29 protein-coding genes and 2 pseudogenes are annotated in these 24,873 nt (G+C 69.9%); 4 read left to right on the forward strand and 27 right to left on the reverse strand.

All coding sequences use genetic code 11. The features are described from left to right. Positions 1 to 480 precede the first annotated feature (480 nt). The 12 genes from CNX65_RS10220 to CNX65_RS10275 form a co-directional block, all read right to left on the reverse strand. Complete coding sequence (locus tag CNX65_RS10220) at positions 481 to 1,818, reverse strand: tyrosine-type recombinase/integrase (protein WP_096492558.1); 1,338 nt, start codon at positions 1,816 to 1,818, stop codon at positions 481 to 483. Then, positions 1,815 to 2,024 (reverse strand): helix-turn-helix domain-containing protein, encoded by a 210-nt coding sequence (locus CNX65_RS10225; protein ID WP_096492559.1) that lies wholly within the window; start codon positions 2,022 to 2,024, stop codon positions 1,815 to 1,817. The genes CNX65_RS10220 and CNX65_RS10225 overlap by 4 nt, the downstream gene beginning before the upstream one ends. Before the next feature lie 425 nt (positions 2,025 to 2,449). Next, positions 2,450 to 3,991 carry a YfjI family protein gene (locus CNX65_RS10230; RefSeq protein ID WP_096492560.1) on the reverse strand — a complete coding sequence of 514 codons (1,542 nt, stop codon included), beginning with the start codon at positions 3,989 to 3,991 and terminating at the stop codon, positions 2,450 to 2,452. A gap of 13 nt (positions 3,992 to 4,004) precedes the next feature. Beyond that, a complete protein-coding gene (gene dbpB / locus CNX65_RS10235) occupies positions 4,005 to 5,114 on the reverse strand; it encodes a DGQHR domain-containing protein DpdB (protein ID WP_096492561.1) in 1,110 nt (369 codons plus the stop codon). Positions 5,115 to 5,130: 16 nt separating this feature from the next. After that, positions 5,131 to 5,625 carry an ATP-binding protein gene (locus tag CNX65_RS10240; protein ID WP_157767575.1) on the reverse strand — a complete coding sequence of 165 codons (495 nt, stop codon included), beginning with the start codon at positions 5,623 to 5,625 and terminating at the stop codon, positions 5,131 to 5,133. Next, entirely contained in the window at positions 5,622 to 6,572 is a 951-nt protein-coding gene (locus CNX65_RS10245) for a bifunctional DNA primase/polymerase (RefSeq protein ID WP_096492563.1), read from the reverse strand. Before CNX65_RS10245 ends, CNX65_RS10240 begins: the two co-directional genes overlap by 4 nt. Before the next feature lie 63 nt (positions 6,573 to 6,635). Next, positions 6,636 to 6,962 carry a hypothetical protein gene (locus CNX65_RS10250; RefSeq protein ID WP_096492564.1) on the reverse strand — a complete coding sequence of 109 codons (327 nt, stop codon included), beginning with the start codon at positions 6,960 to 6,962 and terminating at the stop codon, positions 6,636 to 6,638. Positions 6,963 to 6,994: 32 nt separating this feature from the next. After that, positions 6,995 to 7,693, reverse strand: coding sequence for a hypothetical protein (locus CNX65_RS10255; protein WP_096492565.1), 699 nt, complete (start codon positions 7,691 to 7,693; stop codon positions 6,995 to 6,997). Positions 7,694 to 7,730: 37 nt separating this feature from the next. Next, positions 7,731 to 8,096 carry a Pycsar system effector family protein gene (locus tag CNX65_RS10260; protein ID WP_096492566.1) on the reverse strand — a complete coding sequence of 122 codons (366 nt, stop codon included), beginning with the start codon at positions 8,094 to 8,096 and terminating at the stop codon, positions 7,731 to 7,733. Between the two features lie 314 nt (positions 8,097 to 8,410). Continuing rightward, positions 8,411 to 10,396, reverse strand: coding sequence for a plasmid transfer protein TraB (gene traB, locus CNX65_RS10265; protein WP_096492567.1), 1,986 nt, complete (start codon positions 10,394 to 10,396; stop codon positions 8,411 to 8,413). 50 nt (positions 10,397 to 10,446) lie between these two features. Beyond that, entirely contained in the window at positions 10,447 to 10,803 is a 357-nt protein-coding gene (locus tag CNX65_RS10270; RefSeq protein ID WP_096492568.1) for a hypothetical protein, read from the reverse strand. 99 nt (positions 10,804 to 10,902) lie between these two features. Beyond that, entirely contained in the window at positions 10,903 to 11,562 is a 660-nt protein-coding gene (locus CNX65_RS10275; RefSeq protein ID WP_096492569.1) for a hypothetical protein, read from the reverse strand. Between the two features lie 57 nt (positions 11,563 to 11,619). On the opposite strand from CNX65_RS10275, the gene CNX65_RS10280 reads away from it, so the two are divergent. Continuing rightward, complete coding sequence (locus CNX65_RS10280; RefSeq protein ID WP_096492570.1) at positions 11,620 to 11,922, forward strand: hypothetical protein; 303 nt, start codon at positions 11,620 to 11,622, stop codon at positions 11,920 to 11,922. A gap of 49 nt (positions 11,923 to 11,971) precedes the next feature. Here CNX65_RS10280 and CNX65_RS10285 read toward each other — a convergent pair whose 3' ends face one another. The 8 genes from CNX65_RS10285 to CNX65_RS10320 form a co-directional block, all read right to left on the reverse strand. Beyond that, positions 11,972 to 12,256: a hypothetical protein gene (locus CNX65_RS10285; protein WP_096492571.1), complete on the reverse strand. Its 285-nt coding sequence runs from the start codon at positions 12,254 to 12,256 to the stop codon at positions 11,972 to 11,974. Next, positions 12,256 to 12,522, reverse strand: a complete 267-nt coding sequence (locus CNX65_RS10290) for a hypothetical protein (RefSeq protein WP_157767576.1) — start codon at positions 12,520 to 12,522, stop codon at positions 12,256 to 12,258. The genes CNX65_RS10285 and CNX65_RS10290 overlap by 1 nt, the downstream gene beginning before the upstream one ends. Then, positions 12,522 to 12,857 (reverse strand): hypothetical protein, encoded by a 336-nt coding sequence (locus tag CNX65_RS10295; protein ID WP_096492573.1) that lies wholly within the window; start codon positions 12,855 to 12,857, stop codon positions 12,522 to 12,524. Before CNX65_RS10295 ends, CNX65_RS10290 begins: the two co-directional genes overlap by 1 nt. Positions 12,858 to 12,955: 98 nt before the next feature. Continuing rightward, positions 12,956 to 13,135, reverse strand: a complete 180-nt coding sequence (locus tag CNX65_RS10300; RefSeq protein ID WP_096492574.1) for a hypothetical protein — start codon at positions 13,133 to 13,135, stop codon at positions 12,956 to 12,958. Beyond that, on the reverse strand, positions 13,132 to 13,566 hold the full coding sequence (locus tag CNX65_RS10305) for an RRQRL motif-containing zinc-binding protein (protein WP_177154700.1): 435 nt from the start codon (positions 13,564 to 13,566) through the stop codon (positions 13,132 to 13,134). The genes CNX65_RS10300 and CNX65_RS10305 overlap by 4 nt, the downstream gene beginning before the upstream one ends. Beyond that, positions 13,566 to 14,120: a hypothetical protein gene (locus tag CNX65_RS10310; protein WP_096492575.1), complete on the reverse strand. Its 555-nt coding sequence runs from the start codon at positions 14,118 to 14,120 to the stop codon at positions 13,566 to 13,568. The genes CNX65_RS10305 and CNX65_RS10310 overlap by 1 nt, the downstream gene beginning before the upstream one ends. After that, the gene (locus CNX65_RS10315; RefSeq protein ID WP_408608526.1) at positions 14,120 to 14,422 is read right to left on the reverse strand and encodes a WhiB family transcriptional regulator; all 303 of its coding nucleotides are present in this window, start codon (positions 14,420 to 14,422) and stop codon (positions 14,120 to 14,122) included. Before CNX65_RS10315 ends, CNX65_RS10310 begins: the two co-directional genes overlap by 1 nt. Further along, complete coding sequence (locus CNX65_RS10320) at positions 14,419 to 14,613, reverse strand: hypothetical protein (RefSeq protein WP_096492576.1); 195 nt, start codon at positions 14,611 to 14,613, stop codon at positions 14,419 to 14,421. Before CNX65_RS10320 ends, CNX65_RS10315 begins: the two co-directional genes overlap by 4 nt. Positions 14,614 to 14,765: 152 nt before the next feature. Between CNX65_RS10320 and CNX65_RS10325 the strand changes: the two genes are divergently transcribed. Then, positions 14,766 to 15,116, forward strand: a complete 351-nt coding sequence (locus tag CNX65_RS10325) for a winged helix-turn-helix domain-containing protein (RefSeq protein ID WP_096492577.1) — start codon at positions 14,766 to 14,768, stop codon at positions 15,114 to 15,116. Positions 15,117 to 15,291: 175 nt separating this feature from the next. On the opposite strand, the gene CNX65_RS10330 is transcribed toward CNX65_RS10325, so the two are convergent. Beyond that, positions 15,292 to 16,383, reverse strand: a complete 1,092-nt coding sequence (locus tag CNX65_RS10330; RefSeq protein ID WP_096492578.1) for a transcriptional regulator — start codon at positions 16,381 to 16,383, stop codon at positions 15,292 to 15,294. Positions 16,384 to 16,392: 9 nt separating this feature from the next. Beyond that, complete coding sequence (locus tag CNX65_RS10335; protein WP_157767577.1) at positions 16,393 to 17,832, reverse strand: helix-turn-helix domain-containing protein; 1,440 nt, start codon at positions 17,830 to 17,832, stop codon at positions 16,393 to 16,395. Positions 17,833 to 18,048: 216 nt separating this feature from the next. Here CNX65_RS10335 and CNX65_RS37760 point away from each other — a divergent pair, with 216 nt between their 5' ends. Both CNX65_RS37760 and CNX65_RS10345 read left to right on the forward strand, forming a co-directional pair. Further along, a complete protein-coding gene (locus tag CNX65_RS37760; protein ID WP_269770697.1) occupies positions 18,049 to 18,309 on the forward strand; it encodes a UTRA domain-containing protein in 261 nt (86 codons plus the stop codon). A gap of 11 nt (positions 18,310 to 18,320) precedes the next feature. Further along, complete coding sequence (locus CNX65_RS10345; protein ID WP_096492580.1) at positions 18,321 to 18,983, forward strand: YdcF family protein; 663 nt, start codon at positions 18,321 to 18,323, stop codon at positions 18,981 to 18,983. 250 nt (positions 18,984 to 19,233) lie between these two features. Here CNX65_RS10345 and CNX65_RS10350 read toward each other — a convergent pair. From CNX65_RS10350 to CNX65_RS10370, 5 genes and pseudogenes are all read right to left on the reverse strand, one after another. Then, positions 19,234 to 20,039 (reverse strand): annotated as a pseudogene (locus CNX65_RS10350) (IS5 family transposase). A gap of 201 nt (positions 20,040 to 20,240) precedes the next feature. Further along, a complete protein-coding gene (locus CNX65_RS10355) occupies positions 20,241 to 21,404 on the reverse strand; it encodes a hypothetical protein (protein ID WP_096497715.1) in 1,164 nt (387 codons plus the stop codon). Continuing rightward, on the reverse strand, positions 21,401 to 21,955 hold the full coding sequence (locus tag CNX65_RS10360; RefSeq protein ID WP_096492581.1) for a DUF4365 domain-containing protein: 555 nt from the start codon (positions 21,953 to 21,955) through the stop codon (positions 21,401 to 21,403). The genes CNX65_RS10355 and CNX65_RS10360 overlap by 4 nt, the downstream gene beginning before the upstream one ends. Before the next feature lie 1,101 nt (positions 21,956 to 23,056). Then, positions 23,057 to 23,674 carry a tyrosine-type recombinase/integrase gene (locus tag CNX65_RS10365; RefSeq protein WP_373565508.1) on the reverse strand — a complete coding sequence of 206 codons (618 nt, stop codon included), beginning with the start codon at positions 23,672 to 23,674 and terminating at the stop codon, positions 23,057 to 23,059. Positions 23,675 to 23,699: 25 nt separating this feature from the next. Then, a pseudogene (locus CNX65_RS10370) lies at positions 23,700 to 24,834 on the reverse strand (IS701 family transposase). Positions 24,835 to 24,873: the final 39 nt, after the last annotated feature.

The raw sequence follows: 24,873 nt of genomic DNA on the forward strand, positions 1-24,873 counted from the left end.
CCGCTTGGCGAAGCGTCCCAGGTCTGACCTGCGACGGGACGCTTGGGACGCTTGGGACGCTTCCTGTCGTCGCGGCGTGTGGAGCGTTGCTCAACTCGGCCGTTGGTCTGCTTTGAGGTATGAACGACGTAATGTTCGGCGCTTCACGTCCCGGAGGGGCGAGTCCGCCAGTCTCCCTGCGGGTTTGGCTGACCGCTGAGCCCTTAGGGCAAGGTGCGGTACAGCAGAGAAGTACAGCAACCCGGTTGGCCGGGGGTAACCGAGGGGGACCCGCATGGGCCTTCTGACCTCGGTAAAGACCCTCAGTGGCTTAGTTGCCGATATTTCACACCGAAGAGGTCACAGGTTCGATCCCTGTATCGCCCACAGTGCGCCAGATGCCCCTGACCAGTGATGGTCAGGGGCATCTTGCATTTTCCGGGCAGCGCGAATCACCCGGAAACTGGGGTTCGGTGCCCGAAATGGTGCCCGAAGCGGCTGTTAGCCCTCCTCCTCCGCAGGCGGCAGGAATAGACCACTGATGTCCTCGGCGGCCTGCCGGTCGAGGTCCGGGACGTCGGCGGAGTAGGTGTCGAGCGTGAACGCCACCGTGGCGTGGCCGAGTCGGCTGCTCACGATCTTCGGGTGGACCCCGGACCGCAGCGCGATCGTCGCGTAGCTGTGGCGCACGTCGTGCAGTCGGATGCGCGGCACCTTCGCGGCGTCCACGAGCCGGTTGAACCGCTCGGTCACCGTGTCCGGGTGGAACGCGCTCCCGTTCTCCCAGCAGAACACCCGCCCGTCGTCCCGGTACCCCGTGCCCCAGTCGGCTCTGTCCTGCTCGACCTGTCCGAGGTGGACGCGCAGGACCTGGACGGTGAACCTGTCCAGGGAGAGCAAACGGCGGCTCCTGGCGCTCTTGCCGCTGCCGTCCCTGGCCTTGCCGCCCGCCACCACGCTGGTGACGGTCATGCGCACCGTGGCGTTCGCCAGGTCGAGCGCCGACCGGCGCAGTCCGCACAGCTCGGAGCGCCGCATCCCGGTGGAGGCCGCCAGGACCCACAGCGCGTAGAACCGGTCGCCGCGGGCGGCCTCCAGGAAGCGGGTCATCTCCTGCGGTGACCAGGTGGCGTGGCTGCGGCGTGGGACCGAGGGCGCTTTCACGTGGTTGGTCGGGTTGCTGCCCACGTACTTCCACGCCACGGCCGTGCTGAAGGCCGAGCCGAGCATGATGTGCACGCTGGCCACCGTCTTCGCCGACAGCCCCGGCAAGGTCCGCGTGGGCACCCGTCCGGCCAGGTAGCGCTGCACCGCCTTGCGGGCAGCGGCGTAGCTCACCCCGACCTTGTCGGCGATCTCGCGCGGCCGGATCTCCCGCTTGGCCACCTGGGCGTCCAGCCACACCTGGTACATCTCCCAGTTGGTGTCCCGCTTGCGGCGCCCCTGGTTGAGTAGGTGCTCGTACAGCGCGGCGAGCACGGACGGGGTGATGTCCTTGATCGGGCGCTTGCCGATCCACGGGAGCACATAGGCGTGGGCGAGGTTGGCGTAGTTGTTCGCGGTCGTCGGCTCGGTGGTGGTGCGGACGTAGGGGAACCACGCCTCGAAGAAGTCGGCCACGGTGGCGCGGTTGGGCTTGACGTAGGTCTCGGCCTTGACAGCAGCGCGGGCCTCAGCCATCGCCTCCTCAGCCTCCTCGAAGGTGCTGAAGCCGCTCTGCCGGATCTTCTGGCGCTCGCCGGTCAGCGGGTGCGGCGGGCCGTCGAAGGAGTAGGCCCACTTCCGGCCGCGCTGGTAGATGCTGCCCTCTGGGCGCTTCGGCTTCTTGCGCTTGCTCACGCGGCCTCCTCGGTCGGGGTGGTGTCGGGGGTCAGGGAGGCGATGAGCTGGGCGTGCAGGACGTACACGCTGTTCTCGTACCTCTTGACGGGCAGCAGGCCCTTGCTGGCGTACCGGTAGGCGGTGGCCCGGCTGATGCCCAGGATCTTGGCTGCCTGGGTGACGGATATGAGGGCGGGCTGAAGGGCGGTCTCGTGCTCGCTCATGAGGTCTCCTCGTGAGGGGGTGGCTGGGGGTGGTCTCGCCGAGGTGCGGAGCCCCGGAAGGGCCGCTGGGGCTCCGCAGAATCCACAGAATCCGCAGAATTAGCCGGAAGGCTCGTTTTGGCTGGTAGCGGGCTTGCCTGTTGATCATGCTCAGATCCGCAGAATCGCCGCAAAACCTCCGCAGAATTCAGCGGAGCCCCTCGGGGTGGTCCTGGGCAGTCCGCGTCCGCACCCCTGTCGGGGGCGGGATCGGGCTCGGGCGTCGGACGGGGCCTGTGGGTGGGGCGTCGGCGGGCCGGTCGGATTCTGCGGAGGTTTTGCGGCGATTCTGCGGAGATCGGCCATGATCAACTCGCATCGTCGCTGACCTGCGCGGATGGTCTGATTCGGGCAATTCTGCGGATTGTGCGGATTCTGCGGAGGGATCACCGCCTTCCCTCCGCCCGGTAGGTCGGGTGGACGTAGTAGGTCGGGGAGGGCTTGCGGCCGGGCCCGCTCCTGGGCGGGGCGGGCGCGAGGTGGATGTGCCCGTGCTGCTCCAGCACCTCCAGCGCGGGGGCGAGGTCGCCGACCTTGCGGAAGCGGGCGCGGGTCATGGCGGTGAACAGGGTCCGCACGGTGAAGCTGGTCGGCCTGGTGCGCTCGATCCAGTCCAGGACCACGTGGGCGTCGTCCACGACCGGGTCCGAACCCATGCGGTCGAACGCGGCCAGGGCGTGGACGCTGGCGTAGTCGGTGATGCGGCGGGCGTTGGTGAAGGTGTCGGTGGTGATCGCCCCGGCCCAGCCGGTGTGGTTGTGGGCGATGTGGAGCAGGGCGGAGAGCCTGGCGGTGAGCCCGGCCTGCTTGCCGCCCCAGTCGCCCAGGTGGGCCCAGGACCCGGTGACCGGGTGCAGGCGCGGCTCGATCTCGTCCTGCAACTCGGCCATGAGGTCGTCGGCGGCGGGGGTGAAGGGGATGACGGCGGGGTCGGTCCACTCGGCCAGGTCGCGGACCAGGGCGCGGATGCGGCGGTCGTAGGTCTCGGCGATCTCGGGCGGGACCGGCGCCGGTCGGGCGATGCGGGAGCCGACGGTGTTGACGGGCAGGGAGTACATGATCCGGGCCAGCAATCCGGTGCCCCGGAAGGACTCGTGCCGGGCCAGACCGTCCAACACGGACGGCTGGATGGTCAGCCCGAGGGTGATGGCGGGCTCCTCCACGGCGGTGGCCTCGCGCCCTTGGCGGTCGACCAGGTGGAGGTCACCGGCGTGGCCCTTGAGGAACACGTCCAGGTTGGGCGTGCCGGAGTAGCGCCCGGCCAGGGTGCCGAACAGCCCGCCCTCGGCGCTCAGGACGGCGATGCGCCCGCCGTGGTCGGCCAGCAGGGTGGCCACGACCTCGGGGGTGGCATCGTCGGCGATCAGCCGGGGCACCACGGGCAGCGTCTCGTCCACCTCCAGCGCGGCGTTCACCGCGGCCTCCAGGGCGGAGTCCCGGTCGATGGCGTCGGCGGAGAGCACGGCCTTCTCGGCGCGGGCGGCGAACTCCTCGGCGGTGCGGCGCCCGATGCGGGCGGAGGCGATCGCGCCCTTGGCCTCCTCGATCAGTTCCTTCTCCACCAGGCGGATGGGCTTGGTCATGGCCTTGAACACGGCGGACTTGCGGGAGGCCGGGGGGAGCACGGTGACGGAGTAGAGGTTGACCGGCTCGTCCCAGCCGGGCCGGATCTGCACGCGGGCACGGCCACCGGCGGCGGTGGACAGGGCGAGCAGGGCCAGGCAGGCGGCGAGGTCGGGCGGGGTCTGGGTGAGTTCGGCGACGGCGGTGACGTGGCGGGCGATCCAGTCGGGCAGCGCGTCTACCGGGAACGGTGGCACGGCGCGGCTGGTGCCCAGGGGCATCGGGGCTTCCCACTCCGGCGCGGTGGCCGGGGCGGCCTGGTCGCCGTCGTGGACGGCGTGCAGCGGGCGGGCCTGGCTGGTCATGGTGAGGTTCCGTTCACGCAGCGTTCGTCGGGTTGGTGAGCAGGTGGCGCAGCAGGTGCTCGCTCAGGGACCTCAGGTCCTGGCCCGTGTTCTGGATGGCGTTCCAGTGGCGGACGTCGTCCCCGGCCAGTCGCCACGAGCCGTTCGTCCACGCGGTGTGCGGGCGGAGCGCGGCGAGCTGGTCTCGCAGCCCGGCGGGGGCGAGCCGCTCTGCGGGGGTGGTCTCGGTGAGCGCGTCCATCACGCACCCCAGGGCGATCACGCCCGCGCCGTGGGTGAGCCGGGACAGCCGAGGCGGCAACGCCCACTCGGTGGGCCAGGTCTCGCGCACGGCGGCCCAGTAGAGGTTCAGGTGGTTCACGGCCCGCTCGGTGTCGACGTCGCCGGTGACGCGGTCGCGGTACTGGTAGAGCCCGCCCTCGAACAGGCTGTTCTCCACCATCTTGAGTACCGAGGTGTCCTTGATCCGCCCGTTGGGCGAGGTGGGGGTGGAGATGGCCCGGTGGAACGGGCCGTGCTCGGCGTTGAGCCGGGCCATGATCGTGGCGGCGGGTCGTCGTCGTTCCAGGCGCGTGGGCATCCGGCCGGGGGCGTCTGGCAGCAGTTCGTGGATCAGTCCCGGTGGCAGCGTCTTGGTCGAGTTGACCAGGATGAACTGGGAGCGCTGCTCTTCCTCGGTGGCGATGAACCCGACGATGGCCACCGGGAACTCGGGGACCCGCGCGTCGCGGATGGCGGCCGTGCGTTGCTGGCCGTCGACGATCCACGCCGGGCGTTCCCATTCCGGCGCGGTGGAATCGAGGGGGATGACCAGCTCGCCTGGCACGGCGTAGGCCGGGGTGTCGCCGGGAACGAGGTAGGGCACGAACTCGACGGTGTCGTCGAAGGCCACCACGATCGCGTTGGGCAGCAGCGCGCCGCTGCTTTCCAGGTAGCGGCGGATGCCGCGCACGTGGGCCAGAACCTCGGGCCGCTGGTACCCGGACAGACCTTTGTCGTCGCGTCGTGCGCGGGAGATCGCGGCGAACTCGCTCAGGCGCTTGCCGTCGACAGCGGCGGTGTAGATGCAGCGGTCGCGCTGGCGGATCTGGATCGCGGGAAGTCGAAGGCAGGTGGTCGACATCGGTGAGGTCCCTTGCTCAGCAGTCGGTGGTGTGGACCCGAGCCCAGCCCTCGTGGGGTAGGGCGGGCAGGTCGTGGGTGATCGAGGTGTGCATGGCCCGCACGACCTGGTCGGGCACGCGCGGGCAGTGGCCGCACGCGCACGGTGTGGTGCTGCGCTGGTGGTTCTGGTGCAGCACGGTCTCCAGCGGCGGCAGGACCAGGCGGGCGGTGGCGGTGGCCCCGACCTCGGCGGTGAGCAGCAGCAGGGCGGCGCGGTCGGTGCGGTGGGCGTTGGTGGCGTCCCACAACACGTCCTGACCTGTGGTGAGGGCGTGGTGGGCGGTGGTGTGTGCCAGCTGCACGGCGAAGGCACGCAGCCGGTCGTCCTGGTTGTTGGCGCAGCCGCACCAGGACAGGGCACGGCGGTTGTCGTCCAGGCTGACCACCAGCGCACCGGGGTAGGCGTTGCGCAGGGTGGTCTTGCCCGCGCCCGGCGGGCCGACCAGCGCGGTCAGGTTCGGCGCGCTCACGCGGCACCTGCCTTGGGCAGGGTGCGCGGGCGGGAGGCACCGGCGCGCAGGCCGTTGGCGATGGTGCGCAGCACTTCGCGCTCGGTGCAGCGGCACTGGCCGTTGATCATGTGGATGGCGGCTGCGTGGAGGGCGTTTTCGGCTGTAGCCGCAGGGAGGGCCTGGGCTCCGACGAGTTGGCCGAGGGCGACGGCGGCGGCGAAGAGCACGCTGCTGTGCCGTCCTGAGGGGGCCGCTGCGACGTTGTCGCACTCGCCTCGGATTGCCGAGTCCACGTAGGCGGAGTGCTGCTTGGAGCCGCTTTGGGGGGCGGCTGTGCGGGCCACCACGGGCTTGGGGGACAGGCGCTGGTGCAGCCAGGTGGGCAGTTCGGCCACGGGCAGGTCGTCGGTGATCGTGTAGGAGCCGGTGGGGGTGCTGCTGCCGGGCGCCACGACGTAGCCGCCGTGCGCGCGGGTGTCGACCTTCCAGCCCAGGCCGTTGCCCTCCTCGCCCTTGGTGCTGCGCAGCTGCGCGCCCTCGCGTGCCCGGTAGTAGAGGTGGGTGCCGCCCCTGGTGGTGCGGACGCTGAAGGTCTCCCACGGCACGGGCTGCCCGGCCTGCTCGCAGACCAGGGCGAACACGTCGTGCCCGTCGTGAACCCCCTCCCGGTTCCAGCCGTCCGGGGCCACGTCGGCGGGCGACTTCGGGGTGTCCAGGTCGACCACCACCAGGCCGCTGGGGCCGGTGGCGATGCCGACGTTGAACTCGCCCGCCGCCCAGCAGCGGCGCACGACGTCGGAGTCGGTGGTGGCGCGCTGCTCCCACCCAAGGTGCCCGTCCACGCACGGACCGGTGCGCGGGCAGAACCGCACGCCGTGCAGGGCGGGCCGCTTGTCGCCGGGCCGCAGGGGGAAGACGTGCCAGCCGCGCGCGGCGGCGTGCAGGGCTGCGGTGAGCATGGTCATGGCGGTAACTCCTCCCAGGGGGAACGGGTGGCCGGACCCGCAGCCCGGCCACCCGCAACGCGGTCAGCGGATGGTGACGATCTGGCGGTCGACGGTGACCCCGTCGCCTTCCAGGGCGGCCAGGCGGCGGAACATGGCGGTGGGGGAGAGGAGCTTGAGGTCGTCGGCGACCGGCTTGCTGGTGTGGATCTGCCAGACCTCGACCTTCTGCGGCGTCAGGTAGCTGAACATCTCCTGCAACTCGCCGTCGGTGGTGGCCACGGCCTTGTCGTAGGGCCTGCCACCGAACATCGCGTGGGGCCCGTCGCTACAGATCACGTCGCTGAGCCAGCCCTTCCCCTCGGACGGGTGGGGGTAGAGCAGCACGGCGAAACGGACTTCGATGCTCACGGTTTCTCCTTGCCGATGTTGGGTTTCGAGGGTCAGGCGTCGCGGTCGCGGGCGTCCAGCTCGTGCAGCCGCCCGGCCAGGACCCCGAGGGGGACCAGGGCGCGGTCCAGCTCGCTGGTGCGCATCCGGGCGACGTGCACCCGCTCGCAGTTGCGGTGCTGGGCCTCGGCGGCGGACTTGGTGGTGCAGACCTGGGCCAGCCGGTGGGCGGCGTCGGCCAGGGCGTGGGCCAGCTCGGCGGTCAGGGAGGCGATGCGCTCCAGCTCGTCGGTGGCCTGCTCCAACCCGGCCGGGGTGAGGACCGGGCGGAAGCCGCGGTCCATCAGGTCGGCGGCGTCGGCCAGCATCGCCAGCGACTGCTCCCCGGCGGTCGGGCCGTACTTGCCCGGCCCCGGAGCACGGGTGCGCAGGGCGGCCTGGGCGCGGTCGCGGGCGGTCTCGAACGCTCGGAGGGCGGTGGCGGCCCGCTCGACCAAGGGGGTCGTGGCGGTCTCGAACTCGTGCGCCAGCTCGGCAAGGTCGGGGTGCTCGGTGGTCTCGGCCAGCTGCCGGGCGCCCTCGCCGCATCGGCGCAACGCCGTCCGGGTGCCCCGCATGACCGTGGCCAGGTGCTCCAGCGCGGTGACGAGCCGGTCGCGGGTGGTGTGGCCCAGCTCGCGCCGACCGGCGTTCGCGGCGTCCAGGGCGTCGAACACGCCGCGCAGGCAGTTGAGAACGTCCAGGTCCTTCACGGTTTTCTCCTGTGTGGACGGTGGGAATGGGGCGGGGTCAGGCGAGCGGGACGGCCAGGGCGATCAGGGCCAGGGAGGGCAGCAGCAGGTGCACGGCGGTGCGGATGCGGCGGTAGCGGTTCAGGGCGAGCGCGGACATGCCCACCAGCTCGTGCGCCAGCTCGGTCGGAGTGGCGTCGGCCAGGTCGGCGATGACGGCCTCGGGCTCGCGGTGGTAGGCGGCCCAGCGCAGGAACCCGCCGGTGCCCTCCAGCCACGGGCGCACGGTCAGCAGCAGGAACGCCAGCGCGGCGCCCATCGGGAGCGCGGCCAGGAACAGCAGCACCGTGGCCGGGAGCGAGACCCCGTCCCGGTACAGGGCCACCACCGCGGCCAGGCCCGCGCCGAACAGGGCCAGCAGCACCTGACCTTGGCGTCGCCCTTGCGCAGCTCGTCCTGCACCTCGGTGATCTCGGCGCGCAGCCGCAGCGAGCGCTCCTCGGCGGCGAAGTCGCGGGTGGTGGTGCCGGTGACCAGTTCCATGATCGGAACCTCCTTTTGATTACTGTGCGTAGCGTCAGATGGGTGTGGAAGGTCGACCCGACGTGGCGTCAGGTTGTGTCAGAACGGTGTTATGAAAGGCGGTTCGCGCGCAGGCGTGCGCGCGCACGCGTCGGACCGGGGTTCGCGGGCGTTCCTGACCCTGACGTCAGGCAGCGTCAGGAACGCCCGCGTCGGTCACGCTGCGTCAGCCTCCCGCGTGGGGATGCGGTAGCGGATGGCCTGCCCGTCCTGCCCGTCCTCGACCAGCAGGCCCTGGAGCGCGAACTGGCCCAGCTCCCCGGACAGCCACGCCCGCCCCCGGCCCAGCAGCGCCGGGTCCGGCAGGTCGCGCACGGTCAGCTCGGTGCGCCCCTGGGCGATCAGCTCCTCGATCGCGCTGTGCAGCATCGCGATCGCCTGCTTGCGGGTGGGCTTGCCACCGGGCCACTCGGTCTCCGGGAGCGTGGGCAGCTCGTCCTCCGGGCCGCACTCCAGGTCCGGGTCGTCGTTCTCCGGCAGCGGCGGCACGTCGTCGCCCTCGGGCAGGGGCAGAACGTCCAAGTCGTCGGTGGACTGGGTGGGCTTGGGCGCGGGCACGGCGGTTCCCTTCTCACTGGCGGGCTTCACGGGCAGGCCCAGGATTCGGGCGGTGGGCTCCCAGAGCGGCGCCCGGACGTCGGCGTGTGCCTGGATCGCCTCGGACAGCTCATCGGAGCCGACGTCGAAGGTGCGCGCGGGGACGGGGAAGCGCTCCTCCTCGATGCCGGGACCCTCCAGGTAGTTGCAGCCGGGGCGGCGGTTCTTCCAGCGGTCCGGGCGGGCACCGGCGTCGATGACCTCCTCGGACAGGGTGAACGCGGCGTCCTCGATCTGGCTGACCCCGAAGCACCACACCCCGCCCAGCTGCGAGCGGATGTCGGTGGACATCTGCCGGAAGCTGGCCTTCTGGAGCGAGAGCACCAGCGAGATCCCGGCCGAGCGGGCCTCCTGGGCGATGCGCGTGATGGTCCTGGCGTCCTCCAGCACGCGCGGGGCCTCCTCCACCCAGATCACCAGGTAGGGCATCCCGTGCTTGGCGTGCGCCTCGGGGGTCCACTGGTCGAAGCCCCACCGGCCGAGCTGGGTGGCCCGGTCGGTGATCACGTCGGGGACCTTGGAGATCAGGTCCTGGCACTGCTGCTGACCGATCACCACCGGCGTGTCGTCCCCGAGGAACCCGACCGTCTGCTCGCCCTTGGACGGGTCCAGCACCAGCAGGTTGACGTTGATCCGGGTCAGGATCTCCGCCCACACCAGCTTCGCCCCGTGGCTCTTGCCGGAGCCGTTCATGCCCTGCACCACGTAGTGCGTGGCCTGCCGCTGCGTCTTCTTGTCGCCGGGCAGGTAGAGGCACTGCGGCTCGTTGTCCTCGTACAGGCCGGACACGAGCGGGTCGGTGATCGAGCCGCCGGGGTGCGAGGGGCCGGGCCAGGGCTGGGGCTTGCGCAGCACGTCCTGCGGCACGATCGTCATCTCGCCGCGCGAGAGGTCGTCCGGGTCGCCGGTGATCCGCACCGAGCCCTTGTGCAGGCGCAGCACCTGGGCCACCTTGTCCGCGCTCTTCTGCACGTCCTCGATGGACACCTCACCGGCCTCAAGCGCCAGCGGCACAACGACCTTGTTCGGGGCCACCGCCACCTGCCCGGTGCGCACCCCGGCCAGCTTGATCTTCTCGAACAGCCCGCCCGTGCCGTCCTCACCGCCGTTGCCGCTGCCCCTGGACAGCACCCGGCGGATGTTCCAGGACAGCGCCACCGCCGCGCCGCCGTACAGGCACAGCCCGGTCATCGGCTGCGTCCACGGCGCCACGATCGAGGATGCCGTGAGCCACAGCCCGCCCAGGGCGGTGGTCGCGGTGGCGTGCAGCCGGGTGGACAGCCCGCGCGCCGCACCCGCCTTCCACGCCACCGCCGACAACCCGGTGCCCAGCAGCGTCAGCCCCGGCGTGACCCAGGGCAGCACTTCGGAATCCGCGCACAGCACGTGCGTGGCAGCCCCCGCCGCCCACATCCCGCCCACTGCGGCCCACTCACCCACGTACGGGGCGACCCGTGAGGCCCAGTAGCTGCGCGGCACGTAGTAGCCGAAGTCCTTGTTCTGCTCGTACTCCGTCGTGCGGGTACCGCCGGTACGCCTGCCCATCACCTGCTCCTCTCGCTGGTTGTTCTCGCGGTCACCGCACGAACGGCGGGTCAGCTGCTGTAGTCCCACTTGCGCTTGGGGCCCGAGGCGATCTCGTCCGGACCCGCGCCGACGAAGTACTTGCGGTAGGCCAGGTACGTCGCGACCAGGGACTTCTGGGCCACGATCAGGGCCTCGGCGGAGTGCGCCAGGTGCCGGGAGACCAGCTCGGCCCGCACCCAGTTCGGCATCCGCTTGTACTCCTCGGGGTTCTGCGGCCGGGTGTACTTCAGCGCCGCGCCCAGCTCCTCGCTGGCCACCACCAGTTGGTAGCCGTAGGGGCGCAGGATGTTCCGGGCGGTGTTGCAGTAGTCGTGCAGGGAGACGGTCCCGGTGAACTCGGGCTCCTTGAACTCGGGCCTGGCCATGAGGGGTCCTTTCCGGACGGAAGTGGTGCGGGGTGGTCGGGCCGTGGCCGACCGGGCGGCGACACCCACGCGGCGGGTGTGGGTGCCGCACCCGGAAGGTCAGGCCGCGACCCGGTCGCGCTCGGCCAGCACCGCGTCGTAGACCGCCTTGCGACGGCGACCGCCGACCGACAGGCCCGCCTCGCGCAACCCGTCCAGCAGCCCGTCCCGGTTGAGCCGGTCGCCCAGCCCGGCCGCCACGGTGCGGGCGGTGGGCATCAGGTCGGTGATGTCGACCCCGTCGACCACCACCAGGGCGCTCTCGCCGGTGTCCCCGGCCGCCGTCCCGGTCGCCTCGGCCGCGTGCTCGGGGGAGGCTGAAGCCTGGAGGTTGCGGCCCCAGCGCCGTGACCGGGATACCTTCCCGTCGTCCTCGGCCGGGACGGTGTTCGCGCTGGTCGGTCGCGACCGGGTCGCCTCGGTCAGGGCGCGCGGACCGAACAGCATCGCCGCCGCGCCGATGACCTCCTCGGCCTGCCGGATCACCTCCGCCGCAGCTGCGCGCCGCGCCACGTCGGTCGCCTCCAGCCGCTTGGCCACCACGCGACCGAACCTGCGCCGCGCCCGCCACCCCAACGCCCGGTGCGAGGCCCGCCGGACCTTCCGCTCGGCCGTCTCCCGATCAGCCACCGCCAACGCCTCGGCCGCGTCCGCCAGCCCGTGCCGCAACGCGGCCGACCACGCCCGCCACGTCCAGCCGGGGTACCGAACCCACCGCACCGCACCGAACCTCGGGCGCCGCGCCGGAAGCCTCCCGGCTTCAGCCAGAGCCAGCCGGTGCACCCGACGCTCCCGCGCCTCCCACACCGCCACCCCCACCACCGACAGCGCCCCACCGTCGGGTCACCGGCGTGCGCCCAGTTCGACGCGGCGGCGTACCCGACCACCGCCCACATCACCGACCGCTCCACCCACGCCGAGTCGTCACGGGTCACCTGCACCCCGTCCGCCCCGGTCACGGTGACCTGGCGGCGCGCCAGGTGCGCCAACCGCCCGCACACCACCCCGATGCACTCGATCCCGGTCGCCGCGGCGGCGGCCAACGGCACCGGCCAGGACAGCCGCTGGTGGAAGACCTGAAACTGCCCCCACCAGGCCCCGGCCATCGCCATGAGCACCGGCACCACGATCACCTTGTCGGCGAACCCGTCCAGCACCCCGGCCACCAGCTCCGCCCGCCGCGCCTTGCCCTCGGCGCGCCGCACCCGCCGCTCATCCCGGCGCCGCTCCGCTCGGCCCGCCGCTCGACGTCCCGCTCGGCCCGGCTCACCCGGTCGGCCTCGGCCTGCAACCGCTCCAGCTCGATCCGCGCCCGCTGCGCCTCCAGCTTCCGCGCGGCCTCGGCGTCGGCGACCCGGATCTTGGCCTCGGCGTCGGCGGCGATCCGCACAGCCCTGCGATCAATCACCGCCATCACCGCCTCCCCGCGCGCTCGTCACCGGTGAAGCGGATGCCGCTGCGCTCCAGCGACCGCGTCATGCCCCGCGCCCCGGCCCGGAACGCCGTGATGACGCCCGCCAGGTAGCCCGCCAGCCCGACCCCGACCACCAGGCCCCAGCCCTCCGGGGCCAGCAGCACCACGAACACCAGCACCAGAGCCGGGAGGAACAGCAGCTTCAGCAGCGACCCCACCAGCACGAACGGCGCGGACAGCATCCTGCCCAGGCACCCCATCGCCATCAGGCCACCCACCCCTGCTGCGGGCGCGCCGCGTCCCCGGCCAGCCGCAGGTACACCCGCGCCGTAGCCAGCAGCGGCCAGCTGTTGTTGGTCGTGACCGTCAGCGCCTTGACCAGGTGCTCCACGACGTGGTCGACGTCGTGGGCGAACTGGGCGCGCCGCTCGGCGGGCACCTCGGCGGCGCGCTCGACCACGTCGGCCACGTCCAGGTAGCGGCCAGCCGCCCTGGCCAGCAGGTCCTGGTCGGCGTCGGTCAAGGTCAGGACCGTGCGCGCGGCCTCGCGGTACTCATCAGGCCGCAACAGCGGCTTGTGGGACTTGTCCGTGCTCGACATGCTGGTGCTCTCCTCACTCGCCCCCTCGGGGCGTGTTGTGGGTGGGCCGGACCGGCGGGGTTGTTCTTGGCGGGACGTGCCCGCCGGTCCGGGCGAAGTCAGTCGTCGGGCTGAAGGTCGTAGCCGCTGGCCACCAGGTGCTCCCACGAGCGGGAGCGCTGCGAGGGCGGCGGGGTGCCGTCCGAGCTGGTGACCGGCTGGACCGGGCCGTAGGGGCGGTCCTGGGTGAACCGGTTGCCGGTCGTCGGGTCGATCAGGTTGCGCTGGTGCTTGCTCATGCGGCGCTCCAGGTCGCGTCGTCGGACTGGTAGCAGGTCGAGCACTGGCGCAGCGGACCGCGCACCACGTGGTCCACCTCGGCCAGGCAGGTACGGCAGAACCGGCGGGCGCGCATCGCCGCCCGGTGCGCCGACCACTTCGCCGGTGTCATCGGCCGCACCGCACGCGCGGTCTCCCGGAGCCACAGCGGGCACACCTCCACCGACCGCGCCGGACGCCGGTGGCCGAACACCAACAGCGCCACCGGGTCCGCCCCGCCGGGCCGCAACCCCTCGGCGCGCAGCTGCCGCCGGGTGCACAACCCGGCCGGGACCGCGCCCGGCCTGCCCCGCCACCCGAACACCGGCAGCCCGTCCAGCTCACCGCGGCAGAACACCGCCTGCCCGTTCCACGGCAACACCACCGTGACCAGCTCGAACCGGCGGCCCATCACGCCACCGCCCCGTGCGGCTCCAGCACCGCCAGCACCGGTGCGACCACCCGCTCCAGCTCGGCCACCACCACCCGCACCGCCCGCTTGGACGCGCCCAGCTCCGGCACGCCGTCCGCCCGGTAGCGCGGCGCGGGCAGCGCCTCCACCGGGACCGGCACGCGCACCACCAGGCTCGGCAGCAACGCGACCCGGTCCCAGCGCTCCGGTTCCAACCAGGACACCTGCCCGGCGGACCGCTTCCGCTCCCAGCCCAGCGAGCGGCGCCCCATCGGCTCCAGCGCGGCGGGCAGCGCCGACACCAGGGAGACCGCGAACACCAGCTCACCGGCGTCACCGCGCAGCGCGGACACGTCCTGCACCCGCGGGTGCTGCCACACGTAACCCGGCGACATCACCGGCGGCAGCGCCACCCGCACCACCGAGGTGGCGAAGCTGGCCGCGTCCTCCACGCGCTCGAACCCCGACCGCTCCAGGTAGACCCCGAACCGGGACACCCCGTCACTCGCGGCGGACCGGTCCCCGCCGTCATCGACCCTGAACGCCGAGGCCATCACGCCACCGCCTCCCGGTCCACGACCACCACGCGCAGCTGCCGCCGCTCGTCCTCGGTCGTGCCGCCCCACACGCCCTCCGCGTCGTGGTGCAGCGCGTGGGCCAGGCACGCCTGGCGCACCGGGCACCGCCCGCACACCGACTTCGCCGCAGCCACCTGGTCGTGCTGACCGGGGAACGGGAAGAACAGCTCCGGGTCCTCGCCGACGCACGCGGGGTGCGCGCCGAAGTCGGTGCCGGACAGGCTGCCCAGCAGCGTCCACAACGTGTCTCCCCTGTTCAGGGAGTGCGCGGTGGTCACGCCGCACCGCCGAAGATCCAGGTCTCCTGGACGCGCTCGGCGTCGGAGAGGCGGGCGCGGCGCTCCGCGCGGCGCAGGGTGATCTCGTCCACGGGCGGGCCGATGACCAGGCCCTGCTGCTGCGCGGTCAGCGCGTCCTGGAGGGCGCTGCTCAGCAGCTCCAGGGCGCTGATCGACTCACTGGCTTCCACAGTCTCAGTCCTCTCTGCTGCGTCTCAACATGCATCAACCTATGTCGACCTATGTCAGTTGGCCATACTCCAAACGGGTGTCCTAGGTCGGGCTAGGTCAGGGATTGGCCATGATTGGTCGCGGATTGGTCGTGAACACCTAGAATCCGGACATGGACACGAGGGCTGGGCTCGCTGCCTACCGGCGCGTTGTCGAGGAGATCAAGGATGAGATTCTCGCTGGCAACCTGAAGCCCAACCAGAAGTTGCTGGGCAACCGCTCCCTCGCTGAGAAGTACAAAGTCGCTCTCGCCACGCTGCAAAAAGCCTTGAAGGTCTTGCAGGACGAGGGTTGGCTGACCGCGACGCCTGGTGTCGGTGTTTTCGTCGCGCCGAGCTTGCCTGTGCAGGGTGGCGGGCCAATTACCGTGTCGGTGCTTGCTGAGCAGATCGGTAGCCTGCACGCCGCTGTCGAGGCTCTAGGGCAGCGTGTTCAGCAGCTCGAAGACGAGCGGCGAGATTAAGGGGCAGGTCGCGACGGGCGACCTTGACGAGCTGGGGCGGTGGCGAAGTTGTTGCCGTCGCTGGAAGTTCACCGGGTTCCTTTTCTGGCGGCGATGCTCTTATGGCTAGAGCATCGTCGCCAGAAGGGGGGAGAATCCAACAACGCCAGCTTGTACAACGTGGCGTTGTAACCGCTCAGGCGAGCAGCGCGCCCCGGTGCTCCCAGGCGAGCGCGAGCAGCGCGGCACCGGCGGCCTGGGTCGGCTCGTCGTGGACGAACCGGGTGACGACGTCCTCGGTGAACGCCTGTGCCTCCAGCACGCGCCCCTCCTCGTTGGCCTCCACCAGGTCGCCGAACAGCTCGTCGAACAGTGGTGCGTCGACCACGGCCGCGGTGAGCATGTCTGTGGCCAGCGTCAACGGGTCCACGCCCATGCCGAGGTAGAACACCCGCACCCGCTCGCCCAGCTCTGCGGTGAAGCGCGCCGCGAACGGCCAGGCGTCGTAGTCGATGACCGCGCCGCCGTGGTCCTCGGAGGTGCCCAGCAGCTCCTCGGAGAACTCCCGGATCATCGAGCGCCACAGCGAGAAGTCGTTGTCCACGTGCTCGGGCCCGTCCTCGGACGCCTGGAACACCCCGACCGGCAACACCTGGTAGAGCCCACCGGCGTGCCCGACCCGCTTGGGGTCGCGCCAGTGCAGGAAGAACGTGGCCTCGCCGGTCGTGCGGTCCAGGCGCAGGGTGAGCGTGCTGATCGCGACGTTCGTCGGGCGCCGCGTCGGATCGCACGGGTCGCCCACGGCTTGGCGCAGCGCGAGCCCGTCGACCAGGCCCAGCTCGCGCGCGGCGTACTCGTGGGCGCACGCCTCGCCGACGTCGATCCCGTCGAAGTAGGTGCCCGCGCCGAACGCCATGGTGTGCGCCTTGGCTAGGTCGGCGCTGAGCAGCCGGTAGGTCGACCGGTTCTGGAACACGGCGGGCGCGGCGAGCGCGGCCATCGCGGCGGAGTAGCGGGGGAAGCGCTCACCCTGGTCGTCGTCGGGCAGCTGCGCGGTGGCGACGTCCCCGGCACCGGTGACGCCGTGGAACTCGTGCTCGGCCCGGCGGAACAGTCGGATGGCGTCCAGCGGTACGGGCGCGGCGGGGGTCCACAGCGGACTGGTCAGCAGCGGGGTGCCCGCCAGCTTCGGGGTGTCCGGATACTCGTCGGCGGCCTGGACGGCGAAGGCGTGGCGGTGCTGGCCCAGGTGTTTGCGCACCTGGAGCCACTGGTCCGAAGTCGGCATCGCGTCCTCTCAGAGCCCCAGTAGGTGCTCGCGATGCTTCCAGGCCAGCGCCAGGCAGGCCGCACCAGGTGAGGCCATCGGTTCGGAGGCCAGCATGCGCGTCACCGAGGCCTCGGTGAACGGGATGCCCGCGGTCGGTGCGCCGCCGCCCACCGACACGATCTCGCCCTCCTCGTTGTAGCGCACGGCGTCGCCGAAGACCCGCTCGAACGTGTCGCCGTCGATCACCAGGACGGTGAGCATGGTCGCCGCGAGCGTCAGGGCGTCCATGCCGATGCCCAGGAAGAACGCGCTGACCTTGCCGTCGGCGCGGGCCTGCCCCAGCTCCCGGTACAGGTTCCAGCCGTCGTAGTCGATCGGCTGGGTGCGGGTGCCGTCGTGCTCGGGCTCGCCCAGCAGCTCCTCGGAGTACTCGCGCACGATGTTGCGCCACAGGTCGAAGTCGTTGGTCCGGTCCCACAGGGCGATGCTCGACGGCTGGAACTCGCCCGCCGGGATCACGTCGTACACCCCGCCCGCCGTGGCGACCTTCGCGGGATCGCGCCAGTGCAGCAGGAACGAGGGCTCGGCGGGGTAGCGGCGCAGTCGGATCGTGAGCGTGGTGATCGCGGGGATGATCGCGCGGCGGGTTGGGTCGAACGGGTCGCCGATCAGGTCTCGGAACGGCAGGTGCCCGCGCAGCTTGCCCGCGTTCGCCGGGATGCCGTCGCTCATGCAGGCCAGCGCCATCTCGTGGCCCAGCGCCTCGGAGACGTCCAGCTTGTCGAAGTAGGCGGCCAACCCGAACCCGAGTTCACGCTTGGGCAGCGAGGCGCTGAGCAGCCGGTAGCTTGGGCGCGACTCGAACAGCGACGGCGGGGCGAGGTGTCGGATCGCGGCGGTGTACCGCTCGAAGTGCGTAGTCCCCACTCGTAGTGGGCGGACAGCGCGGGCGGCGTCCTCGGAGCCGTCGACCGCCACTGGGCGCGGCTGCTCGGACAGGGTCAGTGCGAACGCACTCAGGTCGGTGGGGGCGCTGGACAACCAGTGAGGGTGGGTGATCAGCGGGGTGCGGGGTACGCGGCACTCGACTGGGTAGAGGCTGGCGGCGAGCTGCGCGAGTGTGGACCGGTTCTGGTTGAGCCAGCGTCGCTGAGAGCGCCAGTGCAGACGGCTGGCGGCGATCTCAGGGCTGGCGTCGTCGGAGGCGACGAGCCCGCGAGCCTGCCCGCCGGACAGGCCGAGGTCCTCGGGGGCGATGCCGAGGACCTCGACGAGCTTGCGGCGCAGGTCCAGTGAGACAGGACGGACGCCCTTTTCGATCTGGCTGAGGTTCTGCTGGGTGATTCCCAGCAGGCTGGCGACGGAGGTCTGGTTCTGCTTCGCCGTCGTGCGCCAGGCTCGCAGTACCGCACCCGCGTCGTCCTGAGCGCTGGTAGTCGTCCTGGTCAGCCAGTTCGTGTCGTTCATGAAGCCCCCTCGATCCTCCCCCATACTGGCAGCCTCTGGTGAGCTTGTGCCGGTGTTGAGCGGCTTGTCGCGCCGGGCTACACCAGTCGCCTCATCCGAGGCTGAAGCCGAGGGGGGATTCTGCGGAGGTTTTGCGGCGATTCTGCGGATCCGAGCATGATCAACAGGAAAGCCCGCTACCAGGCAAAACTGGGTGCTCTGTGAATTCTGCAGATTGTGCGGATTCTGCGGAGCGGTCCGGGGTGGTCGGGCTGGTTGGCTTGTGACTTGGAGGGCTACAGCGGTGCCCAGTCCGCGCGACTCCCGTCGGACCTGCGCGCGGCCAGTCGCCTCCCCCCTCGGCTCCAGCCCGGTGAGCCAGTCATGATCTTGACCAGGCGCACCTTCGCTAAGGACGGCACTCCTATCGAGTTCGCGCGCGGTGTCCACGCTGCCAGCCGGTTCGAGTGGTCCTACAGCTTTCAGATCCCCGACTGAGAGGGTGTTTCATGCCGTGGACCACCATCCCCGAGCAGCACCGTGACGACGTGCTGACCTTGTGGGACTACCACGACATGCACCACGAGGTTGGACCGGCGGACATCGGCATCGGGCTGGGTAGCCACGACATCGGCGTTGCGGTTCGCGCGGTCGAGCTGCACCGCGACGGCGTCGTGCTGCAGCTGCTGTTTACCGGCGCCAACGCGCCGACCACTGTTGCCCGGTTCCCGCGAGGTGAGGCCGTGCACTACCGGGAACACGCCTTGGAGCACGGCGTGCCGGACAGCGACATCCTGATCGAGACCGGGGCGACCAACACGGCGGAGAACTTCACGTTGAGCCGGGAACTGTTGGCGCGCGGGGGAATCTCGGTCACCTCTGCGGTCCTGGTGTCCCGGCCGTACCAGGAGCGGCGTGCGTACGCGACCTGTCGGAAGCTCTGGCCTGAGCTGGAGATCGTGTGCACCTCGCACCGTCCGCCGATCGATGACTACGTCGCGGGGATCGGGGACGTCGACTTCGTGATCAGCATGTTGGTGGGGGACACGCAGCGGATGACCCTGTTCGCTGAGGCTGGGTATGCCATCCCGCAGGAGGTCCCCGCTGAGGTGAACGCGGCCTTCGAACGGCTCGTCGAAGCGGGCTACACCAGCCGACTCGTCCGAGGCTGAAGTCGAAGGGGATTCTGCGGAGGTTTTGCGGCAATTCTGCGGATCTGGCCATGATCAATAGTCGGGCCCGCTACCAGCCGAAACTTGGTGTTTGGTGAATTCTGCGGAGCCCCTTGGGGCAGGCTTGCGGCTTGGCGGGCTACAGCGGTTCCCAGTCCGCGCAGCTCCCGCCGGTCCTGAGCGCGCCCCCCCGGCTCCAGCCTCGGGGTTACCCGCTGCCTCCGGGCCAGCCAGACAGTTAGACCTCCTTTCAGAATGAGTGGAGGCGTCGGTGGCAGATCAGTGCGCAGGCCAGGTTGAGGAAGCCTTGGTGCAGGTCGGCCCGGTGGTCCCAGCGGGTGCGTAGACGTCGGTACTGGTGCAGTCAGGACAGGGTGCGTTCGACCACCCAGCGCAGTGTGCCCAGTCCGGAGCCGTGTGGCTGGCCGCGTCGGGCGATCAACGGGACGATCCCCCGCCGGCGCAGGGTGTTCAGGTTGGCCCGGCTCTCGTAACCGCGGTCGGCGAGCATCACCTCAGGCCGCCACCTCGGCCGTCCGGGTTTCCCGGCGACACGGGGCATCGCGTCGACCATCTCGCCCAGCGTGCCGGTGTCGTGGGTGTTGGCCGCGCTGACCGCCACGGTCAATGGGGGCCCGGCGCCATCGACGACCAGGTGGTGCTTCGACCCGGTCTTGTGGCGATCGACCGGACTCGGACCCGTGAAGCGCCCCCTTTTAACGCCCGCACGTGGGAGGAGTCGATCGCCGCGCGTGACCAGTCGATCCGGTTGGCCGCGTGCAACTCGGCCAGCAGCACCTCGTGCAGGCGCTGCCAGACCCCGTCCTCGGTCCATTCCACCATCCTGCGGCGGCAGGTCGAGCCCGAGCCGAAGCCGAGCTCGGTGGGCAGGTCGGCCCACTCGATGCCGGTGTGCAGCACGAACAGGATCCCCTGCAGACACTCACGTGCGGGCAGCCGTTTACGGCCAGGGTGGCGGAAGTTCCTGGTCGGGACCGGGATCAGCGGCTCGACCAGGTCCCACAGCCCGTCATCGACGATCCACGGCGCAGCCATGCCCTATCGAGTTCCCCGCCAGCCAAACACCAACCAACTCATTCTGAAAGGAGCTATTAGTGCGATCTCGCGGTAATCGGCGAGGGTGGTTCGTGTCGCCCTCGGCCTAGTCGCCCTCGCCTGTAACCCACCTGCCACCCCGTGCAATACGAGCCCCCGTCGTCATGTGGTGCCGGGGGCAGGTTCTTGTCGCGCTGGGTGTCAGCCCTCGCGCTCGAACGGCAGTTCCAAGGTGACATCTCCTGATAGGCGCCACGCCTTGCCCTCGAAGGCAAGGGTGCCCTTCACCATCACGGGCTTTTTGTTCATGTGGGCGCGGACCGCGTTCTGGTAGTCATCGCCGCTGAGCGGGACGTACACCCGGCGGGAACGACCGTCCACCTCGGTCTGCAACTGGACGGTGCCCGTGTCGACACCGTCGGTCTCACCGTCTTCGCGTGTCAGTTGCCGTACGGTGCCGAACAGGGTTTGGGACCTCGGCGGCTGTTCCCGTCGTACCAGACGCTCGCGAACCTGGGGCAGGCCTTCGATTGCCCGCCGCTCGACTACAACCTGACTCGCGGGGACTGATGGTGGTGGTGCTGCGGCAGCCCAATCGAACGACAGGTCTACGGCCCGAATCGACTCAGGCTCGGCCAGTTCCATCAGCGACTCGACGAAGCTCGCGCTCAATCCGCTGCTGACTGCTTGCTCGGCACTCCACTCGTCCCAGTCCAGCGCGAGACGTCGACTGGCATCCAGCCCGCGGGCTAGTGTTTCCATCACACGGCGCGGGAACAGCGTGGTGGGGATATCTCCGACGCCTTGAGGGACAGGCGGAATTTCCCCCAGCCGGGTGACCACTGTGAATACGAAGCTGCCTCGCTTGGTGTGGCCAAGCCGAACGTCCTCGTCGAGGAAGTCGTTGACCATGCCAGCCCGCCTGCCCTTGTGCGAGTGGGTCGGATCATAGGCCGAGGTTGCGGCGGCCTTGAGCATCTTGTAGAGGCCTTCGAGGGTCCGCTCTGCCTGCTTGAACGGGATGGTGCCGTCTACCATTTCCTGGTCGATGCGTACGAAGAACAAGTCCGCGCGCGTGGCTGCGATGCGCTCGGCTAGCGTGGCGGCGTCGAACCCGGTGAAGCGAGTGAGCGCTTGGAGGCTGTCCTCGAAGCGGTGGGAGAAGTCGACGTAGTCAGTGGCCAAGGGAAGCATCACGCGCGGCCGTAGCTCTTCGAAGCCACCGCCTGGGGCCTGCCAGATCTCCTTCACGGACTCATCGCGGGCGATCAGGTCCCAGTGCTCGGCGGCTAGGTACTGGGATACGGCTAGAGGTGAGATGGTGGTGGCCAACTCTTTGTAGTCATCGAGCCGGAAGTTGCTCACCACTCACCTCCTTCCTCGATGGTCTCCATGATCTTCTGAAGCCCGTGTACGTCGAACAGGTTGCTCCGTGGCAGGCGTACCGTCTTGGTCTTCGAGCCTTCCTGGATAGTGCCCAATTCCTGCCTCCACTGCCAGTACATCCGACAGGTTGTGACCAGGCCGTCTTCGGAGATGCTCAGCAGATCGTCAATCCCTTCGGGGATGATGATCACGCCTAGCAGAGCAGGGATGTACCGCTTACCCAGAGTGAGCTTTTCGAACGGCTTGCGCTTCATGCTCCACGCCAGGTGGTCGGCTTTGAGCAGGCTCTGCTGGCGTGTGCACTTTAACTGCATCTCAAACTCAGGCTTGTAGCCCGAGTAGGGCCCGGAACCGTAGAGCGTTAGGTCGACGCCGTCGTAGTCGGTCTCGTGCCTCTTGATGGAGTAGCCGCCAGCAGCAGCGACCAGTTGGACGTACGCCAGGCTGAACTGCTCCTGTGCCGCCGATCTCGGCAGGCCGCCTCCCAGCAGCACCGCATCGGCGTCCGCCTCATCGCCGTCTACGGACATCCACCCGCCTCCTGCCGCCCCTCGGTCAACGGCACGATAGTGGCCTGGAGATCGGAGTCAGGCTCTTCGGTCTGCATTCACCCATACAGGTCAGAGGTGCGGGGTCGCCGCCTCGGCGATCGCCGTCGCCTACCCGTCGTCGACGGGCACCTTCAGCACTGCCACCGGCTCGCCGCCTAGGACGAGCCCGTCTTGGGCAGGGTGGATGCGTTGCGTGTCCGCGCCGGGGCGCATGGTTGGCAACCGGTTCCCGGCGCGCACGGGGTCGACGGCAGGCACCTTGGCCATGAGCGTGCCGAGAACCGGAGATGAAGATCGCGTGCAGCGGGCCCATCACCATCAGATGTCGGGCGGAGACCAGGCGGGGGAGGGGTGTTGTCGACCGCTCTGATGCTGGTCTAGTAGCCCTTGCCCTCCAGCGTGGTCAGCACCTCTTGGTGCCCGAGCTGCCCAGCAGTTGCGGCCAGGGGACTACTCGGTCGAACAGCGAGACGCGCGCGACGACCAGGTACACGTCGTTCTCGCTGACAGTGGGCACGGCAGGTGCCGTCGGGCCAGCAGCGAGAGCGGCTGGGAGTCAGGAGGAGGCAGCGGAGCCGGCGGCGAGCAGGCGCGTGGCCGGGTCGGTGACGTCCTCGTTTTTCGCGGTGGTCGCGATTTGCAGGCCGCGGAGGGGTGGTCCGTCGACTTCGTCCACCGTGGTCGGGATCGGCATATCTTCCCCGCGTACGCGGGGGTGGCCCGCGCTACCCACTGGGCGCCGCGCAGGCGACGGCGTCTTTACCGCGCAAGCGGGGGTACTAGACCAATTCGCAGTCAGCTACGTATGTCCAGCCAGCACGCCTGTAGTCGAACTGGTGACTAAGACGTGCTCGGAACCGCAGGTAAAGCTGATACGGCGTGAGACGGTTCGAACCTGTAAATGCATCTCAAACCGCTACAGGTGAGACCGTGTTAAACAGTCGGGATATACCTGGTCCCGTTCACACCGAAGAGGTCACAGGTTCGATCCCTGTATCGCCCACCGCAGGTCAGAGGCCCAGCAGCCATCAGCTTGCTGGGCCTCTGCCGTTGTTGCCAGCAGCGAAGTACAGCAGCGGCTCAGAAGTCGAGGCTTTCGCTGAGCTGTTGCAGCGCCTTTCGCGTCGTGTCGTCCGACACCTCGGTGTAGATCTCCATGGTGACCTTCATGTTGGCGTGGCGAAGAATGCGCATGACCACCCGAGGGTGCACGTTCAGCTCCGCCAGCAGTGAGGCGCAACTCCGCCTGCCGTCGTGCACAGTGATCTTCGGCACCCCGGCTTTCTCGCAACGCCGGTCCCAGGACCGGTTGAAGTTGCGCGGCTCGATCGGGGTGCCGTGCCGGGTGGTGAAGAGCAGCCCGCTCTCGTGCCAGGCCACGTCCGCCTCCTGGCGGTCGAGGAGGCGTTGCCGACGGCGGAGCCTGATCGCCGTGGCCGCGATCGAGGGCATGGGCAAGGTGTCCTCCGACGCTTCCGTCTTGGTCTCGCGGTGCAGGAGCTGCCCCCGGACGCGCTGGAGCTGGTAGCCGATGTCCAGGACGCCTAGTACTGCAACGGCACTTATGTGAGTGGGTAACCGCGTCGTTTGTAGTGACTGAGGCGGGTTTGGTATTGATGTCGTCGCCGCCAGCACGACCAGGACCAGATGTGCTCGGAGTTGGTGGCTGGTCGTAGGATCAGGCCGATCAGCAGGCATCGGATCTCGGGTAACGTAAAACCGATCATGCCCGTGTGACTGGTGCTGGTCCCCCCTTTGCCACAAGCGATCGTGTGACCGCCAGCCATGCGTGGGCGAGCATGGACAGGGTGATCTGGGCGTACCAGGCCCGCCAGGACCGGACCTGGTAATGGTCGAGCTCGGCCTCGTTCTTAGCCTGTTTGAAGCATTCCTCGACGCGCCAACGGCTCTCGGCGATCCAGGCCAGGTCCAGCAGCGTCGAGCGTCGCGGCCCGTAGCAGACGTAGTAGGCGATCTCGGTCGGGTCGGCGATCGAGCGTCGGGCGAGCAGCCAGTGCCCGCGACCCGGTTCCCACAGGATGCGCAGTGGCACCCTCGCCCAGTCGTACTCGCGTGGCCCGTGCGCCCCGGCGCCCTCCGACAACCGTCGCCAGGCCCTCGTCGGCAGCTCGGCGACCAGGGCGTCGGCGCGGGCCTGGCGGAAGTCGGTGGTGACCAGCGTGTCGTTGACCCTGGTCGCCAGCACGTGCGCGATGTCGTGCCGCTCCAGCGAGAACCGCAGGTACTTGGCCTGCCCGTAGGCCTCGTCGGCGGCCACCCACCCGAACGGCACACCGGCGGCCAACGCCCGCTCGATCATCGCCATCGCCTGGCGCGGCTTGGTGACGAACCCGGCCCCGTCGGGCACGTCGGCAGCCCGGCACCGCTCCCGGTCGCCCGTCCAGGACTCAGGCAGGTACAGTTCCCGGTCGATCAACGCGTGACCGCGGTCGGAGGCGTAGGCCAGGAACACTCCGACCTGGCAGTTCTCCGTGCGCCCGGCGGTGCCCGAGTACTGCCGCTGCACCCCCGGCAGAGCGGGTTCCCTTCTTCAGGAACCCGGTGTCGTCCACGATCAGCACCCCGTCCATGGCACCGAAGTGCTCCACGACGTAGTCGCGCAGGTCGTCGCGCACGCCGTCGACGCCCTAGTCCGCCCACCTCAACAACCGCTGCATCCCGTCCGGCGACACCTCGCAGGCCCGCTCGGCCAGCGTCCAACCGTTCTTGCGCTCCAACCCTGCGGTCAACCCGAGCAGATACTCCCGAGCCCGCAACCGGGGCTCCGAACTGGCGAACCGACCACCGATCCGGGCATGCACCCGATCCAACTCCGCCACAGCGACATCGACCACCACAACGAACATGATCCACCGCCGGACAAGCAAGTGCCGTTG

The sequence above is a fragment of the Actinosynnema pretiosum genome (genome assembly GCF_002354875.1).
GTDB classification, from domain to species: Bacteria; Actinomycetota; Actinomycetes; order Mycobacteriales; family Pseudonocardiaceae; genus Actinosynnema; species Actinosynnema auranticum.